13 protein-coding genes are annotated in these 17,085 nt (G+C 71.9%); 9 read left to right on the top strand and 4 right to left on the bottom strand.

The features are described from left to right. Positions 1 to 233: 233 nt before the first annotated feature. The 3 genes from E5N76_RS04930 (at position 234) to E5N76_RS04940 (ending at position 2,673) form a co-directional block, all read left to right on the top strand. Positions 234 to 1,166, top strand: coding sequence for a ribose-phosphate pyrophosphokinase (locus E5N76_RS04930; protein ID WP_149536194.1), 933 nt, complete (start codon positions 234 to 236; stop codon positions 1,164 to 1,166). Positions 1,167 to 1,289: 123 nt separating this feature from the next. Next, the gene (locus E5N76_RS04935) at positions 1,290 to 1,907 is read left to right on the top strand and encodes a glutathione S-transferase family protein (RefSeq protein ID WP_149536195.1); all 618 of its coding nucleotides are present in this window, start codon (positions 1,290 to 1,292) and stop codon (positions 1,905 to 1,907) included. A gap of 184 nt (positions 1,908 to 2,091) precedes the next feature. Next, complete coding sequence (locus E5N76_RS04940) at positions 2,092 to 2,673, top strand: histidine phosphatase family protein (protein ID WP_149536196.1); 582 nt, start codon at positions 2,092 to 2,094, stop codon at positions 2,671 to 2,673. Positions 2,674 to 3,039: 366 nt separating this feature from the next. Here E5N76_RS04940 and E5N76_RS04945 read toward each other — a convergent pair whose 3' ends face one another. After that, the gene (locus E5N76_RS04945) at positions 3,040 to 5,688 is read right to left on the bottom strand and encodes a DUF2339 domain-containing protein (protein ID WP_149536197.1); all 2,649 of its coding nucleotides are present in this window, start codon (positions 5,686 to 5,688) and stop codon (positions 3,040 to 3,042) included. A 221-nt stretch (positions 5,689 to 5,909) separates the two neighbouring features. Here E5N76_RS04945 and E5N76_RS04950 point away from each other — a divergent pair, with 221 nt between their 5' ends. The 6 genes from E5N76_RS04950 to E5N76_RS04975 all read left to right on the top strand — a co-directional run bounded on the left by E5N76_RS04950 (position 5,910) and on the right by E5N76_RS04975 (position 11,442). Further along, positions 5,910 to 6,566 carry a 50S ribosomal protein L25/general stress protein Ctc gene (locus E5N76_RS04950; RefSeq protein ID WP_149536198.1) on the top strand — a complete coding sequence of 219 codons (657 nt, stop codon included), beginning with the start codon at positions 5,910 to 5,912 and terminating at the stop codon, positions 6,564 to 6,566. 75 nt (positions 6,567 to 6,641) lie between these two features. Beyond that, entirely contained in the window at positions 6,642 to 7,217 is a 576-nt protein-coding gene (gene pth, locus E5N76_RS04955) for an aminoacyl-tRNA hydrolase (protein ID WP_235907596.1), read from the top strand. Beyond that, positions 7,217 to 7,684 (top strand): hypothetical protein, encoded by a 468-nt coding sequence (locus E5N76_RS04960; RefSeq protein ID WP_149536200.1) that lies wholly within the window; start codon positions 7,217 to 7,219, stop codon positions 7,682 to 7,684. The genes pth and E5N76_RS04960 overlap by 1 nt, the downstream gene beginning before the upstream one ends. A 191-nt stretch (positions 7,685 to 7,875) precedes the next feature. Further along, positions 7,876 to 8,970, top strand: a complete 1,095-nt coding sequence (gene ychF / locus E5N76_RS04965) for a redox-regulated ATPase YchF (RefSeq protein WP_149536201.1) — start codon at positions 7,876 to 7,878, stop codon at positions 8,968 to 8,970. A gap of 163 nt (positions 8,971 to 9,133) precedes the next feature. Beyond that, the gene (locus E5N76_RS04970; protein WP_149536202.1) at positions 9,134 to 10,750 is read left to right on the top strand and encodes an ABC transporter substrate-binding protein; all 1,617 of its coding nucleotides are present in this window, start codon (positions 9,134 to 9,136) and stop codon (positions 10,748 to 10,750) included. Between the two features lie 14 nt (positions 10,751 to 10,764). Beyond that, positions 10,765 to 11,442 carry a cysteine hydrolase family protein gene (locus E5N76_RS04975; protein WP_149536203.1) on the top strand — a complete coding sequence of 226 codons (678 nt, stop codon included), beginning with the start codon at positions 10,765 to 10,767 and terminating at the stop codon, positions 11,440 to 11,442. 165 nt (positions 11,443 to 11,607) lie between these two features. Here the strand turns inward: E5N76_RS04975 and E5N76_RS04980 are convergent, their stop codons facing one another. The 3 genes from E5N76_RS04980 to E5N76_RS04990 all read right to left on the bottom strand — a co-directional run bounded on the left by E5N76_RS04980 (position 11,608) and on the right by E5N76_RS04990 (position 16,997). After that, complete coding sequence (locus E5N76_RS04980) at positions 11,608 to 12,414, bottom strand: amidohydrolase family protein (RefSeq protein WP_187829984.1); 807 nt, start codon at positions 12,412 to 12,414, stop codon at positions 11,608 to 11,610. A gap of 80 nt (positions 12,415 to 12,494) precedes the next feature. Next, on the bottom strand, positions 12,495 to 13,559 hold the full coding sequence (locus E5N76_RS04985) for an LLM class F420-dependent oxidoreductase (protein WP_149536205.1): 1,065 nt from the start codon (positions 13,557 to 13,559) through the stop codon (positions 12,495 to 12,497). A gap of 66 nt (positions 13,560 to 13,625) precedes the next feature. Then, positions 13,626 to 16,997 (bottom strand): DEAD/DEAH box helicase, encoded by a 3,372-nt coding sequence (locus E5N76_RS04990; protein ID WP_149536206.1) that lies wholly within the window; start codon positions 16,995 to 16,997, stop codon positions 13,626 to 13,628. Between the last annotated feature and the right edge of the window lie 88 nt (positions 16,998 to 17,085).

Consider the following 17,085-nt stretch of genomic DNA (forward strand, 5'->3'; position numbering starts at 1 on the left):
TGCCCCCACCGCATGCGGCCGATGCACCCGCCGGGCCCGCCGATGATTTACACTGTTCCGTCACCTTGATATGTCCCCGCCCGCAGGCCCCCAGGCCGCTTCCTCCGCCAGCCCGCCCCGTTTCCCCGCCGGGGCGGCCGACCCTGGCTTGAACGTGAACCCAGATGCCCGGGGCCGGGGTGACGGATCCCGGGGCTTGGCTTTAGGCGTCCCGCCCGGATGAGGCTCCCTGCATGAAGATCGTCGCCTGCAACAGCAACCGCCCGCTCGCCGAAGCCGTGGCGGCTGCGCTCGGCCTGCCGCTGACCAGCGCCTCCATCCGCCGCTTCGCCGACATGGAGGTGTTCGTCGAGATCAACGAGAATGTCCGCGGCGAGGATGTCTTCATCGTCCAGTCCACCAGCTACCCGGCCAACGACAACCTGATGGAGCTGCTGATCACCCTGGACGCGCTGCGCCGCGCCAGCGCCCGGCGGGTGACCGCGGTGATCCCCTATTTCGGCTATGCCAGGCAGGACCGGAAATCCGGCTCCCGCACCCCCATCTCCGCCAAGCTGGTGGCGAACCTCATCACCGCCGCCGGCGCCAACCGGGTGCTGACCATGGATCTGCATGCGGCGCAGATCCAGGGCTTCTTCGACATCCCGGTGGACAACCTCTTCGCCGCGCCGCTGTTCAGCCGCGACATCCAGGAGCGCTACAAGGGCCGCGACCTGATGGTGGTCTCCCCCGATGTCGGCGGCGTGGTGCGGGCCCGGGCACTCGCCTCGCGCATCCACACCGACCTCGCCATCATCGACAAGCGTCGCCCGCGCGCCGGCGTCTCCGAGGTGATGAACGTGATCGGCGAGGTCGAAGGCCGGCACTGCATCCTGGTGGACGACATCGTCGACTCCGGCGGCACCCTCTGCAACGCCGCCGAGGCGCTGATCAAGAACGGCGCCACCGGCGTTTCCGTCTATGTCACCCATGGCGTCTTCTCGGGCGGCGCGGTGGCGCGGGTCGGCGCCTCGCCCATCGAGCAGATGGTGGTGACGGACAGCATCCTGGCGACCGAGGCGGTGCGCGTCTCCTCCAATATCCGCCAGCTCACCATCGCCCCGCTGCTGGCCGAGGCGATGCGGCGCATTTCCGAGGAAAGCTCGGTCTCCTCCCTCTTCAACTGAGGGCGCCGGCACCGCCGGGCGGCGGCACGGCTCCCCCCGCCCCCTGACCCGCATTTAGCCGGTTGCGCGAAAGCCCGGCCTCGGGGAGGCTGCGCCGGCCCGCTGTTGAGGGGAGGCATTCCAATGAAGCTGTACTACGCGCCCGGCGCCTGCTCGGTCGGCATCCATGTGCTGCTCGAGGAGATCGGCAAGCCCTATGAGGCGGAGGCGGTGAATCTGCGCGAGGGCGCGCAATTCAAGCCGGACTTCACCGCCATCAACCCGAAATCCAAGGTGCCGACCCTGGTGAAGGATGACGGCGCCGTCATCACCGAATTCCCCGCCATCGCCACCTGGCTGGCCAGCAGCTTCCCGGAGGCGAAGCTGCTGCCGCAGGGCGCCGACAAGCTGGCCAAGGCGCTGGAATACGTGGATTACGCGGTGGCGACGCTGCATATGCAGGGCTTCTCCCGCATCTTCCGCCCGTCCAATTACGCGCCCAACGAGGCCGACCATGAGGCGGTGAAGGCGAAGGGGGAGGAGATCTTCTCCAAGGGCCTGGCGATCTTCGACAAGGCGCTGGAGGGCAAGGACTACCTGCTGGGCGAATTCTCCTTCGCCGATGCGGCGCTGTTCTATGTCTCCTTCTGGTGGAAGGGGCGGCTGGGCAAGGAGCTGCCGCCGAATGTCGCGGCGCATTACGCCCGCATGCTGGCCCGGCCGGCGGTGCAGCGCACGCTGCAGGCCGAGGGGCTGGCATAGCTTCCCATGACGTTGCTGGCGCAACGTCATGGGGGCCCGGAGGCGCCCGGTGATCGGCGCCTCGCACAGCCTGCCGCGGCGAAGCCGCGGCAGGACAACGGGCAGGGGGTGGGCGGCGTGCCGCCCATGGCCCGGCTGCGGGGCCGCCATCCCCGGCCCGCTCACTGACAAGGAAGGCTGATTCATGGTGGCGCTCAATCCGACCGGGTTCTGGTTCCTGCGGCATGGCGAGACCGATTGGAACGCGCAGGGACTCTCCCAGGGCACCACCGACATCCCGCTGAACAGCGTCGGCCTGCTGCAGGCGGAGCGGGCGGCGAAGACGCTGCTGGGCCTTGGCCCCATCGCCACCATCGTCAGCTCGCCGCTCGGCCGGGCCAGGGTCACGGCGGAGATCGCCGGCCGGGCGCTGGGCCTGCCCGTCGCCATCGACCCCGATCTGCGGGAGGTCGAGTTCGGCGAGCAGGAAGGCCAGCCGATGGGCGATTGGTATGATGACTGGATCGCCGGCACCTACACGCCCGCCGGTGCCGAGACCTTCGCCGCCCTGCACGACCGCGCGGTCGGCGCCATCAACCGTGCCACGGCCCGGCCCGGCCCGGTGCTGGTGGTGGCGCATGGGGCGCTGATGCGCGCCCTGCGCCTGGCCTTCGGGCATGAGCCGAATGTCCGCACCCCGAACGCCCTGCCGATCTGGTGCGCCCCGCCGAAGGATGGCGGCCGGGTGTGGGAGGTGACGCCGGCGGCGCTGACGCCGGACGCTTAGAGCAGATCGCCGGAGGGCGGCATCGCGCGGAGGCGTGAATCTGCTCTACAATCCATAAGCTAGAGCGGTTTCGCGCTGCACAGTCAGCGTGAAGCCGCTCTAGCAGGCTGCTGAAAAAGGAAAATCGGAGGGCACCGGCGCAACCTTGCTTCGCGTCGCGCCGATGCGCGCGGTTGATTCGCGACGCGCCGTCCCTCGACTCTTTATCGGACTCCGTTGCGATGCCGGGGGACTTTTTCAGCAGCCTGTCAGAGCGTGATCGGTTGAGGCCAAATCGGCGAAACCATGGATCACGCCACCAGACAATGAACCGGAGCGGGACGGTGAGCGAGGCTCAACCGATCCCGCTTCAGCGCCCCGCCTGGCTCAGCCCGGCCCGGCCGGCACGGGCGGCGGCGCCGGGCTGACCACGAAGCGCCGATAGACCCAGCCCAGCGCGATCAGCGCCAGCCCCAGCCCGAGGAAGCTCAGCACCCGCCACAGCCCGGTCAGCTCCGCCATATCCACCAGGAAGGCCTTGCCGATGGTCAGGCCGATCACCGCGAGCGCCGCCAGCCGCAGCGCCTTGGCCCCGGTCCTGATCCCCAGCGCCAGCAGCGCCCCACCGAAGGCCAGCCAGGCACCGCTATAGGCCCAGAGCTCGGCGGCCGGGACCTCCTCGAAATCCAGCGCCATCTCCACCGGGTGGAAGCGGTGCCGCACCGTCAGCGTCACCCAGGCGAAGGCGCCGAGCAGCGCCTGCACCGCCAGCACCCGCGCCAGCCAGGGCGCCGCCGCCCGCCGCGCCGCGAAGCCGGCCAGCACGGCCGGCACCAGGAAAGCCAGGCTCAGCTCGTTGAAGACCGGCCAGGGCCAGAGCGTCTCGCCCGGGGTGAAGGCCGGGTTCTCCGCCAGCAGCACCAGGGAGAACCCGGCCAGCCCCAGGAAGAGCAGCCGCCACCCCCAGCCCAGCACCTCCCGCCCGCCGAGCCGCCGATCCAGCCCTCGCGCCAGGCTGGCGAGCACGGCGAGCGCCGTCGCCTGCAGCGCCATTTCGCGGAAGCCGATCGCCGCCTCCGGCAGCAGCGCGCCGCTGCCCATGGCGTGGCGGATTTCCAGCAGCACGAGGGCGGTGAGGAGGGCGAGCGCCCCACCCTCCAGCACCCCCACCACCGCATCCTCCCGCCGTCGGGCGAAGACCCAGGCGGCCAGGGCGAAGCCGGCGGCCGGCGCGGCATAGGCCGGCAGCAGCCCGTTCAGCAGCGGCGTGGTGCCGAGTGCATACTCGGCGACGTTCCAGTTCAGCAGCAGCCGCGCCAGCACCACCAGCGCCACCGCCAGGGCGACCCAGCGCAGGGCGGGCAGCCCGGCCCGCCCCTCGATCCAGGCGAGCGGCGGCAGCAGCAGGGCGATGGCGAGGGTCAGCCACTGGTCGCTGAGCAGCATGGCGGCGCCGAGCGCCAGCGCCGCCACCGCCCCGGCCGCATGCGCGCCCGCCCGCGCCGTCGCGCCCTGCCGGGCGGCGCGCGCCGCCCAGCCCGTCAGCGCCGCCGCCAGGGCCAGCGCCGCCAGCGCCCAGCGCGCATCCAGGGCGAAGCCCCGCACCCGCGCATAGGCGGCGAGCAACGCCAGCACCGGCACCGCCGCCGGCAGCGCCGCCCAGGCCAGGGGCCGTGCGCTCCGCCCCTCCTGCCAGGCCCCCGCCAGGGCGTGCAGCAGCGCCAGCGCCAGGGCGGCGCCGAGGAAGGGCCGCAGCGCCTCCGGCAGCCAGGGATGGATCGGCAGCATGGCCTGCGCCACCCCGGCGACCGTCACCGCCTCCTCCGCCGGCAGCCAGCCCGGCACCCGCCAGAGCAGCAGCATCAGCAGCCCGGCCAGGGCGGAGAGCCAGGGCAGGGCGGCGAGCCTGTCCTCCCGCCAGGCCCGGGCGATCGCCACCGGGCCAAAGGCCAGCATGCCGATCGCCGGCCAGGGGCTCTCCGCCCCCGGCACCAGCAGCAGCGCCGCCGCCGCCAGCAGCACGAAGGGCAGGAAGGCGAGCCGCCGCCCGATGCCCGAGTCCAGCGCCGCCCCCGGCAGCAGGAAGAGGTGCAGCGCCGCCGCTGCCGGGGCGAAGAGGGCAGGGGCCCAGAGCGCCTCCCCGCTGCCGGCCACCATGCCGCCCGCCAGCACCCAGAGCGCCGCCGCGGCGCTGGCCGCCCAGCCGAGCCACGCCGCCGCCACCTGCCGCAGCACCACCAGCGCCGCCGCGGTGACGGCCAGCAGATAGGCGTAGAGGCCGGGCAGGAAGGGGTCCGCCGTCTGCACCAGGGCCGGCGTCAGATAGGCGCCGGCGATGCCGATGGCGGCGACCAGCGGGCCGAAGAGCAGCGCCAGGGCGACGCCCGCCAGCGCCGCCGCCGCCAGCAGGGCGAAGGCGAGCAGCGGCGGCACCAGGCCGTAGAGCGGGCCGGCGGCATAGGCCGCGCCGAACAGCAGCGCCACGCCGCCCGCCGCCAGCGCCGCCGGCGCCTGGTCCGGCCAGGGAAGGTTCGGCCGCGCCGCCTGCGGCAGCCGCCGCAGCCACAGCGCCCCGGCGACCATGGCCAGCCCCAGCAGCGCCGCCAGCACGCAGCGCGGGCCGGGGCCGAGCCAGCCTTCCTCCACCGCCGTCCGCACCAGGAAGATGCCGGCCAGCAGCAACGCCGCGGCGCCCAGCCAGACGCCCCAGCGGAGGGTCAGCGCCTCCTCCAGCCCCGGGCGGGGCGGCGGCGGGGCGACGGCCTCGGCCGGGGCCGGCCTCGGCTCCGCCGGCGCGGCGGCCGGTTCCGGCCTCGGCGGCGCCGCCCAGGGGGAAGGGACGGACGTGGCAGCCGCCGCCCCGGGCGCGACGGCTGCCGCCGGCGTGCCCTCGGCCATGCCCCGGGCCGCCAGGCGCTGCTCCAGCACCGCAACCCGTTGCTCCAGTCGCCCCGCCTTCAGCCAGCCGGCGATGCCGAGGCCCCAGCCGAGGAAGAAGCCGCCCACCAGCAGCAGGCCGAAAACGATGAAATCCATGCCGCGACGCTAGATCAGGATCGCCCTGGCACGAAACGCTCCGTGATGGTACCGGCCTGGGGAGGGCCGTCCGGCCGCCCGTCAAGCCCTTTCGCCGTTGCGCCGGCCGCCCCGATCCGCTAAGGGCCGCGCCGCGCCGGCACCCCTGGAGGCCGGCGTACCTGTTTCCGGGCCCTATCGGCGCGGGCCAGGTCCATACCCATACCAAGCGGAGCACGACCATGGTCCAGACGATTCGGATCGAGGCCGAGGCGCGCGGGCGGGCCGGTAAGGGGGCGGCACGTGCGACCCGGCGGCAGGGACTCGTCCCTGCGGTGATCTACGGCGCGAAGCAGGAGGCGACGCTCATCGCCCTCGACCCGCGCGACGTGATGAAGGAGCTGCAGAAGGGCGGCTGGCAGTCCCACCTCTATGAGGTGGCGGTGAAGGATGGCACGACCGTGCGCACCCTGATGCGCGACGTGCAGTTCCACCCGGTCACGGACCGCCCGATCCATGTGGATTTCCAGCGCCTGGCGGTGGGCCAGCGCATCCGCGTGCGGGTGCCGGTGCATTTCCTGAACGAGGCGACCTGCCCGGGCATCAAGGCCGGCGGCGTGCTGAACGTGGTGCGGCGCGAGCTGGAAGTGCTGGCCGACCCGGATGCGGTGCCGGAGGGCTTCGAGATCGACCTGGCTGAGGCCGGCATCGGCGACAGCCTGCGCTGGTCCGCGGTGAAGGACCATTTCGGCACGAAGTCGGTGATCGACCGCGACTTCGTGGTGGCGACCATCGCCGCGCCGACGGTGCAGGAGGAGGCGCCCGCCCCCGCCGCCGCGCCGGCCGCGCCGGACGCCACCAAGCAGAAGGCCCCTGCCGCCGCGGCCAAGAAGAAGTAAGGCGGCGGGATGGCGCGCCCCGGTCCTGCGACGGGGACCGCCCTCCCTTCCGGCGGCCCGCTGCCCAAGGGGCCCCTGTTGTGGGTCGGGCTCGGCAACCCCGAGCCCTCCCAGGCGCGGCACCGCCACAATATCGGCTTCATGGCACTGGACGAGATCGCCCGGCGCCATGGCTTCTCCCCCTGGCGGCAGCGCTTCAAGGGGCTGGTGGCGGAAGGCGGCATCGGCGGCGTGAAGATCATCGCGCTGAAGCCGCTCACCTACATGAACGGCTCCGGCGAGGCGGTGCAGCCCGCCGCGGCCTTCCACAAGATTCCGCCCGATTGCATCGCCGCCTTCCATGACGAGCTGGACCTGGTGCCGGGCAAGGTGCGGGTGAAGAAGGGCGGCGGCGCGGCCGGGCATAACGGCTTGCGGGACATGCAGCGGGCGCTGGGGTCGCCGGAATTCTGGCGGGTGCGGCTCGGCATCGGCCATCCCGGGCACAAGGACCGGGTGACGGGCCATGTGCTGGGCAATTTCGCCAAGGTGGATGAGGCTTGGCTGGCCCGGCTGCTGGAGGCGGTGGCCGAGGCGGCGCCCCTGCTGGCGACCGGAAAGCCGGAGGAGTTCATGACGCGCGTCGCGCTGCTGACGCAGGAGGCTGGCTGATGGATATGGGCGAGGACGGCGAGTTCGGCCACGGCTTCGGCGGCCCGGGCGCCGAGGATTTCGCCAACGCCGCCGCGGCGCTGGCGGCGGCGCTGGTGCGCGAGGCAGGGGCGCTCGCTGGCGTCGCGGCCTCGCTGCGGCAGGTGGCGGCGGTGCAGGTGGGCGACCATAGCGGCGGGCCGCTGGCGGATGTGCGGCGGCAGCGCGCGGTGCTGGCGACGGTGGGGGATGCGGCGCTGACGGCCTCCCTGCTGGTGGAGGCGGCGGCCATCATCGGCCCGGGCGGCACGCCGACGGAACAGGCGATGCGCATTGCCACGGCGGCGCGGCGCGCCGGCGCGCTGCCGGCGAGCCTGGTGCCGCCGCTGCGGGCCGCGGCGCTGGCGCTGGGGACGGATGACGGGGCGGCGCGGATTGCGGCGGCGTCCATTGCGGAGGCTTTGGCGGCGGCCCTGGCGGTGGCTTGAGGGGAGCTCTGGTTGCGGCAGTGCCGCAACCCCTCAAACTCTCCCTCGCCAAGGGCCGAAGGGCCCTTGGAACCCTTGAGTTTCGCGGTTGGGTCGTCGGGTTTCAAATTCATGGTTTCCAAAGGCCTTTCGGCCTTTGGCGGGGTGAGCCCGAGAGGGGCAGAGCCCCTCTCGGATGCGGGGCGAAGACAATGGGTTTCAACTGCGGCATCGTGGGCCTGCCCAATGTGGGCAAATCCACCCTGTTCAACGCGCTGACCGAGACCGCCGCGGCGCAGGCGGCCAACTATCCCTTCTGCACCATCGAGCCGAATGTCGGCCGCGTCGGCGTGCCCGATCCGCGGCTGCAGGTGCTGGCGAGGATCGGCAAGAGCCAGAAGGTGGTCCCCACCAGCCTGGAATTCGTCGATATCGCCGGCCTGGTCCGCGGCGCCTCCAAGGGCGAGGGGCTGGGCAACCAATTCCTGGCGAACATCCGGGAGGTGGACGCCATCGTCCATGTCCTCCGCTGCTTCGAGGATTCCGACGTCACCCATGTGGAGGGCAGCGTCGATCCGGTGCGGGATGCGGAGACAGTGGAGACCGAGCTGATGCTCGCCGATCTTGAGGGGCTGGAGAAGCGCGCCATCGGCCTGCAGAAGCGCGCCCGCGGCGGCGACAAGGAGAGCCAGGCGCAGCTGGCGTTGATCGAGCCCATCGTCAAGGCGCTGCAGGAGGGCAAGCCGGCGCGCACCGCCGTCCCCAAGGGCGAAGAGGAAGCGGCGAAGCGTCTGCAATTACTGACGACGAAGCCGGTGCTCTACGTCTGCAACGTGGAGGAAGCCAGCGCCGCCTCCGGCAATGCGCACTCGGAAAAGGTCTTCGCCATGGCCGCGGCGCAGGGCGCCCGCGCCGTGGTGGTCTCCGCCGCCATCGAGGCGGAGATCAGCCAGATGCCGCAGGAGGATCGCGGCGAGTTCCTCGGCTCCCTCGGCCTAGAGGACAGTGGCCTGGATCGCGTCATCCGCGCCGGCTACGCGCTGCTCGGCCTGATCACCTACTTCACCGTGGGGCCGAAGGAAACGCGCGCCTGGACCATCACCAAGGGTACTAAGGCGCCGCAGGCGGCCGGCGTGATCCATGGCGATTTCGAAAGGGGCTTCATCGCCGCCGAGACCATTGCCTATGACGACTACGTCGCCCTGGGCGGCGAGGCCGGCGCCAAGGACGCCGGCAAGATGCGCGTGGAAGGCAAGGAATACGTGGTGAAGGACGGCGACGTCCTGCTCTTCCGCTTCAACGTCTGATTCCTCCCTCCCCCGCTCTGCGGGGGAGGGTTGGGGTGGGGGTGCTGCCGCGCCAGGTGTAGGTGCCGCAGCCGCGTCCCGCTTGACCATCGCCGCCCGGGCCCGCACCCTCCCCGCCCGGGAATACGCCAGGCACGCCGCAGCCACGCCGCGGGAGTGCCTCATGATCATCAGAACCTTACGCCGCGTCCTGCTGGGCGCGCTGCTGCTGGCCGCGCCGGCGGGTGCGCTGCTGCCGGCTGCGCCCGCTTCGGCGGAAACCCTGCGCTGGGCCTATCAGAGCGACGCCCTCTCGCTCGACCCGCATGCGAACAACGAGACGATGACATTGCGCTTCCTGAGCAATGTCTACGACCCGCTGGTGACGCGCAGCCGCGACCACAGCATCGAACCGGCGCTGGCGGTGAGCTGGACGACGGAGGCGCCGGACCGCTGGCGCTTCGTGCTGCGCCAGGGCGTGACATTCCAGGGCGGCGAGAGCTTCGACGCCGACGACGTGGTGTTCAGCCTGGCGCGCGCCGCCTCGCCCAGCTCCAACGTGCAATCCCACACCTCCGGCATCCTGCGCGTCGAGAAGGTGGACAGCCACACCGTCGACATCGTCACCAAGGGCCCGCGCGCCACGCTGCTGAACGAGCTGGCCAATATCCTGATCCTGGACGAGGGCTGGTCGCGGGCGAACAATGCGGTGGAGGTGGCGAACAACAACCAGGGCCGCACCGGCTTCACCACGCTGAACGCCAATGGCAGCGGCGCCTATCGCGTGCAGTCCCGCGCGCCGGACCAGCGCACCGTGCTGCTGCGCAATACCGGCTGGTGGGGGAAGAACGAGGGCAATGTCGATACCGTGGTATTCACCCCGGTGCGCTCCGACCCGACGCGCATGGCGGCGCTGATCTCCGGCGAGCTGGATCTGGTGCATCCGGTGCCGACCCAGGACATCGCCCGGCTGCGCGCGGTGCCGGGCGTGCAGGTGCTGGAGGTGCCGGAGATCCGCACCCTGTATTTCGGCGTCAACCACTCCGGCGAGACGCTGCTGAACGGCCAGCCCAACCCGCTGCGCGACCTGCGGGTGCGGGAGGCGATCTATCGCGCCATCGACATCGAGGCGGTGCGCCGCACCGTGATGCGCGGCGCGGCACGGCCGACCGGGCTGCTGGTGGGGCCCGGCGTCGAGGGCTACAGCCAGGCTGAGGACCGGCGCCTGCCCTACGACCCGGATGGCGCCCGGCGGCTGCTGCGGGAGGCGGGCTATCCGGAGGGATTCGCGCTGCAGCTCCGCTGCCCCAACGACCGCTACGTGAATGACGAGGCGATCTGCGTCGCGGTCAGCGCCATGCTGGCGCGCGTGGGCATCCGTGCCACGCTGCTGTCGCAGACCAAGTCGGTCTATTTCCAGCGCCTGCTGGCCGAGCGGCCGGACATGTACCTGCAGGGCTGGACGCCCAATTCCTTCGATGCGCTGGAGGCCTTCTTCTACAACCTCGCCACCCGCCAGGACGACAATCCGACGGTGGCGATCGGCGAGGGCCAGGGCACCTTCAATGCCGGCCGCTACCGCAACCCGGACGTGGACGCGCTGCTGAAGCGCATCGGCCAGAGCATCGACCGCGACGAGCGGCGCAAGCTGATCAATGAGGTCCATACCATCTTCCGCCGGGACATCGCCTATGTCCCGCTGCACCAGCAGGTCATCGTCTGGGCGGCGCGGCGCGGCGTGACGGCGACGCCGCTGGCGGATGACACGGTCAATCTGCGTTGGATCACGGTGACGAAGTAGGGGAGGAGGAGGCGATGCTGGTCATCGACGGACACGAAGTCTTCACCGAGATGCATGAGCTGGTGGATCCGGCGCATACCGCGGTGGTGGTGATCGATCCACAGAATGATTTCTGCTCGGAGGGCGGGGTCTTCGCCCGCGGGGGCAAGGACATGTCCGCCTTCCCCGCCGCCATCGCCGCGGCGGCGAAGCTGGTGGACCGCGCCCGGGCGGCGGGGTGCAAGGTGATCTTCATCCAGAACCAGAAGCTGCCGGATGGGAAATCCACCTCCCCCGGCTGGCTGCGCTTCATGGCGCTGCACAACAAGCTGGACCCGAACGACGCAGAAATGTGCCTGGTGGGAAGCTGGGGCGCGGAATTCGTGCCCGGGCTGCAGCCGGAGCCTCCCGACATCATCGTGCAGAAGTGGCGCAGCAGCGCCTTTGTCGGCACCAACCTGGACATGATCCTGCGCGTCCACCGCATCCGTACCGTGGTATGCTGCGGCTTCGTGACCCAAGGCTGCGTCGAGAGCACCGCGCGCGATGCCGGCTTCTACGACTACTACCCGGTGGTGGTGGAGGATGCGATCGCCACCCATGACCAGAAGCTGCACGAGGCATCATTGACCGTGCAGCGCACCCGCTACGATGTGGTGCCGAGCGAAGTGGTGTTGGCCGAGTGGGAGAAGAAGACGCCGCAACTGGCCTAGCTCCCCACGAAGTCGCTGCGCGCCTTCGCGGGGGCCCCGAGGCGGCTCTCAGGGCTGCCATCCGGCACAGCCTGCCGCGGCAAAGCCGCGGCAGGTCAACGGGCGGGCCGCTTCATCGGCGCGCGGCGGAGGCCCGGCCACGGTGGACGCAAATCTGCGGCGGCGTCAGCGGCTGAATTCGAAGTCCCACCCGATCCACTCGGCGATCCCGCGCCCCATCACCCATTCCAGATCCTCTCCCTTCAGCCAGGGCAGTTCCTCCGTGAACATCGTCACGCATTGCCGGTAGCTGCACGGCATGCGGGTGATGTCGGTGCCCCAGAAGAAGCGCTTCGGCCCGTAGGCGTCGAAGGTCCGGTGCAGCGCGTCATGCACGTTGCGGAAGGGGTAGGGCTGCGTCGAGTAGCCCGGCGCCCCGGTGGCCTTCACCGCCACGTTGGGCAGCTTCGCCAGCGCCACCAGGTCATCCAGCGTCACGAAGGCCGCCTCGTCCATCGCCTCCCGCATCAGCCCGCAATGGTCGATGATGAGGCGCAGCTTCGGATGCGCCTCGGCGATGCGGCGGAAGCTCGGCAGGAAGCGTCCGGCCAGCAGCGCCACCGGCAGCCCCTCCGCTTCGGCGACGGGCCACAGCCATTCCATGGTGCCGTCGCTGTGCCAGTCCCGCTGTTCCTTGCGCACCAGCGGGAAGCGCAGCCCCTTCTGGCCCGGCCGGTTGCGCCAGCCCCGCAGCGTCTTCCGGCTTTCCTCCGGCGTCGTCAGATCGACCTGGCCCAGCACCGCGAAGCGGTCCGGGTACTTCGCCGCCGCCGCCTCGGCGATGTCGTTGGCGCCCGGGTCCCAGGACATCGGCGGGTGGATCACCGCCGCATCCACCCCGGCCTCGTCCATCTCCCGCAGCAGCTCTTCCGCTGTGAAGACCGGCGTCTTGCGATGCAGGCCGGAGGGCTCGCCGCTGCCCCAGATATGCACCTGCGCGTCGATGATCCTAAACGGCCCGCGCGGCCGATTCAGACCTCCGCGCCCTGCGGCGCTCCGGTCATCGGACGCGCTCATGCCGCCGCCCCCAGATTCAGCCTGGCCGCCTCGGCCATCACCTCGATCGCCTCCGGCTGGCGGGAGCGCACGGTCAGCGCATCCGCCCCGCTTTCCTCCCAGGCCCTGAAGCGTTCCTTGATCCGCGCCGGCGGGCCGACCAGGGACTTCATGTCCACCCACTCATCCGGGACGGCGGCGTTCGCCTCCTCCTTGCGCCCGGCCAGGTACAGCTCCTGGATGCGCGCGGCGGCGTCGCCGAAGCCGCGGCGGATCATCATGTCCTTATGGAAATTCTTGTCCTTGTGGCCCATCCCGCCGACGTACAGCGCCACCTCCGGCTTCAGCCGCGCCAGCGCCGCCTTCACGTCCTCATCGACGATGACGTGGCAGGAGGCCTGGATGGTGAAGTCGGCGCGGGTCTTCTTCTTGCCCGTCGCCTTCTCGTAGCGGCGGAAGCCTTCCTCCAGCATCGGCATGTGGTGGGAGAGCGAGCCGGGGACGAAGCCCAGCGCCAGCCAGCCATCGGCGATCTCGCCGGTCAAGCGGACCATCGCATCCGTCTCGGTGCCGAGATAGATCGGGATGTCCGGGTTCATGTGCAGGATGGATTTCAGCGGCTTGCCGACGCCGAGCGCGCCTTCGCCGGTATAGGGCAGGCTGATCTCCGTCCCCGCATGCGTCAGCGGTTCTTCCCGCTTCCAGATCTTGCGCATGATGGCGGCATAGTCCTTGACCCGGTAATAGGGCCGCCCCCAGGGCTCGCCATACCAGCCCTCCACGATCTGCGGCCCGGACACGCCAAGCCCCGCGATGAACCGCCCGCCGCCCGCCAGCGCATCCACCGTGCCGGCGCACATCGCCGCATTGGCGGGCGAGCGCGCGGCGAGCTGCATCACCGCGGTGCCCAGCTTGATGCGCTTCGTGACGGCCGCGAGATAGGCCAGCGGCGTGACGGCATCCGTGCCATAGGCCTCGGCCGTCCACACCGTGTCGTAGCCCAGCTCCTCCGCCCGCTGCACCAGCTTCACCGGCAAATCGAGCTGCGCCTTCGAATAGCCGATCGACAGGCCGAGCTTCATCGGCGTCCCCTCCCATATCCGGGCGCAGCCTGCCGCAAGCGCCGGGGGATGTCACGCCGGCCAATGTCAGGCTGGGGTGAAGAGCGCCTCGATATCCGCCTCGGTCAGCGCCAGGGCGCCGCCCGCCTCCGCCGCCAGCACCGCATCCACCAAGGCGCGCTTGCGCTCCTTCAGCACCGCCATCTTCTCCTCGACGGTGCCGAGGGCGACCAGGCGATGCACGAACACCGCCTTGTCCTGGCCGATGCGGTGCGCCCGGTCCGTCGCCTGCTCCTCCACCGCCGGGTTCCACCAGGGATCGTAATGGATGACGGTGTCCGCCGCCGTCAGCGTCAGCCCCACCCCGCCGGCCTTCAGGCTGATAAGGAAGACCGGCACCTCTCCGGCCTGGAAGCGGCGCACCGGCGTGGCGCGGTCCTGCGTCTCGCCGGTCAGCAGCAGGTGGTGGATGCCGCCCTCGCGCAGCCGCGCCTCGATCAGCGCCAGCATGGAGGTGAATTGCGAGAAGACCAGCACCCGCCGGCCCTCGGCCAGCAGCACCGGCAGCAGCTCCATCAGCCGGTCCAGCTTGGCGGAGCCGGTGCGGCCGGCCCTGGCGGAGGCCATCGGCAGCAGGCGCGGATCGCAGCAGGCCTGGCGCAGCTTCAGCAGCGCATCCAGGATGACGATGCCGGAGCGCGCCAGGCCGCGCTCGGCGATCGCCGCCTGCACCTTGGCATGCATGGAAAGGCGGATGCCCTCATAGATCGCGCGCTGCGCCTCGCCCAGCTCCACCGGCTCGGTGATCTCGGTCTTGGGCGGCAGCTCGGCCGCCACCTCCTCCTTGGTCCGGCGCAGCAGGAAAGGGCGCACCCGGCGGTGCAGCACCGCCTGGCGCCCGGCATCGCCATGCTTCTCGATCGGCGTGCGGTAGCGGCTGCGGAAGGCGCGCGCATCGCCGAGGAAGCCAGGGGCGAGGAAATTGAACAGCGACCACAATTCGCCCAGATGGTTCTGCAAGGGCGTGCCGGACAGGCCGATGCGCTGCCGCGCCCGCAGCGCCCGCGCCCGGCGCGTCGTCTCCGCCTCCGGGTTGCGAATGGCCTGCGCCTCGTCCAGCACCACCACATGCCATTCCTGCGCCGTCAGCACCGCGTGGTCGCGGGCCAGCAGCGGGTAGGTGGTCAGCACCAGGTCATGCGCGCCGATCTCGGCGAAGCGCGCCTTGCGCCCGGCGCCGTGCAGCGGCAGCACGCGCAGCATCGGCGCGAAGCGCGCTGCCTCCATCAGCCAATTGGGGATCAGGCTGGTGGGGCAGACGATCAGCGCCGGCCGGTCCAGCCGCCCCGCCGCCTGCTCCACGGCCAGATGCGCCAGGGTCTGCACCGTCTTGCCCAGGCCCATATCGTCGGCCAGCACGCCGCCGAAGCCGGCCTCCCGCAGGAATTGCAGCCAGGCGACGCCCTGCGCCTGGTAGGGCCGCAGCGCCCCGGCGAAGCCCGGCGGCAGCGCCACCGGCGGGATGGCGCCGCCCGCCACCCGCAACTGCCGGCCGAGGGCGCGGAGCTGCTCCCCGCCCTGCCAGGCAAGGCCGGAGCCCTCCTCCAGCGCCGCCAGCGCCGCGGCATCCTGCCTGCCGAAGCGGAAGCGCCCATCCTCCGCCGCCCCGCCGGCGGCGAAGACCTCCTCCAGCGCCAGGACCAGGGGGCGGAGCTGGCGGAGCGGCAGGGGCAGATAGCGGCCATCCGGCAGGGGCAGGCACAGCCGTCGGTCCGGCCCCTCCGGCCCGTCCGGTTCGGTCGCCGCCGCCTCCCGCAGCGCGGCGCCGCCGCCGCCGGCGATCAGCGCCACCAGCAGCGGCACGAGGTCGAGCCGCTCGCCCGCCACCGTCACGCCGAGATGCAGGTCGAACCAGTCGATGCCGCTGCCTTGCTCCGGGCGCAGCTCGGCCGCCAGCTCCCCCTCCGGCTCGGCGAGGCGGATGGGGAAATCCTCCGCCACCTCCACCTCCCAGCCTGCCTCCCGCAGCGCCGGCACCCCATTCAGCAGGATATCCAGCCAAGCCTCGAGCCCGCCCTCCCCGGACAGGACGAAATCCGGTTGGGATGCGGGAAGGTAGGGCCGCAGGCGGGCAAGGCTGGCGAACCCATGGGTGCCGAGGCGCCGCTCCGCCGCCAACTCCGCCCCGCGGTCCCGCCTGACGCGGTAGAGCCGCCCGGCATGGCCCTGGATCTCGGGCACCGTCTCGCCCCGGAGGATGCGGAACGGGCCGTAGCCGAAGCCCAGCCGGGCGACGGGCAGGACAGGCCGCGCTGGGCCGAAGCCGCCGCCGAAATGGTAGGGCGGCGCGATGCCGGTCAGGCGCAGCACCGGCCGAGGCGGGCCGCAGACCAGTTCCGGCTCCGGCAGGGTGGCGGGCAGCGGCAGGGGGCGGTCGGGCAGCAGGCGCTGGCCCAGCTCCTCCCGCACCCTGGCCGCCCAGTTCGGCGGGATGGGCGGCGCCGCCAGGAGCTGGCGGGCCAGCTCCGGCGGCTCGGCCAATTCCACCGGACCCAGCACGCCGGTCTCCGGCGCCGCATACCAGGGCGCGGGCAGCCTCAGCCCAAGCAGGCCGGGCTCCAGCACCAGCTCCGGCTGCTGGTGGCCGTCCGGCCGCAGCGCCCAGCCCAGCCGGCCGCGGCGGGGCGGGCCTTCCGTCACCGCCGGGCCGTCCACGCTGCCCCAGCGGGCGCGGCCGGTGGCGATCGCCCGGCGCAGCAGCGCCTCCGGCGCCTCGTCCGCCGCGATGTCGCCCAGGCGATGCGCCAGCCGGGCAAGGCGCGGCATCAGCCAGCGGTCGGAGGGACGGAAATGCCGCGGCGGCGTCGCCGGGTTGAAGCTGCCCAGCCGGCGGGGCTCGCCCAGGCTGTCATCCTTGCGGAGGGTGGCGCTCCAGGCCTCGATCCGCAGGCGGGACGGGGCCTCGGGTGGGGCGTGCAGCACGTAGAACAGCCGGTTGCGGAGGTTGGGCGGGTAGTCCTCGCCCTCCACCGCCTGGCTCAGCGCCTGCAGCCAGAGGGCGATGTCCCCGGGCAGCACCGGCGCCGGCGGGGGCGCGGCGGGCTGGGGGGCGCGGGACGGCGGCGGCCGGAGGCCGACGAGCTGCTGCCGCGCTGCCAGCAGGGCGGCCGCCACATGCTTGCAATTATGGCCAACGGGGCAGGTGCAATCGCCGATGATGCGCAAGCTGCCGCCGGGCGGCCGGCTGACAGCGATCTCCTGCCGGTAGGGCACCTGCGCCGAGCCCCTGGTCGTGGCATGGATCGTCTCGCCATCCTCGGCGAATTCCAGGCCGAGGACCCGGCCTTGCCGCAGATAGGCCTGGCCCGCGGCCATGGCGTTGCGGCCGAGCAGCCGCTCCATGGCGTTGGGGTTGAGCCGGGCAAGGCAGGCGGGTGGAGTCGCGGCGGTGGGACGCATGCCGCATCCTGCCGCAGGGGTCCTGCCGGTGTCAGCGGGGCGCTGCTCTCCCGCCCGGTCCGCTCGCGGCCGGCGGCGGACGGCGCGG

The sequence above is a fragment of the Siccirubricoccus phaeus genome, assembly GCF_008360935.1.
Classification (GTDB): Bacteria; Pseudomonadota; Alphaproteobacteria; order Acetobacterales; family Acetobacteraceae; genus Siccirubricoccus; species Siccirubricoccus phaeus.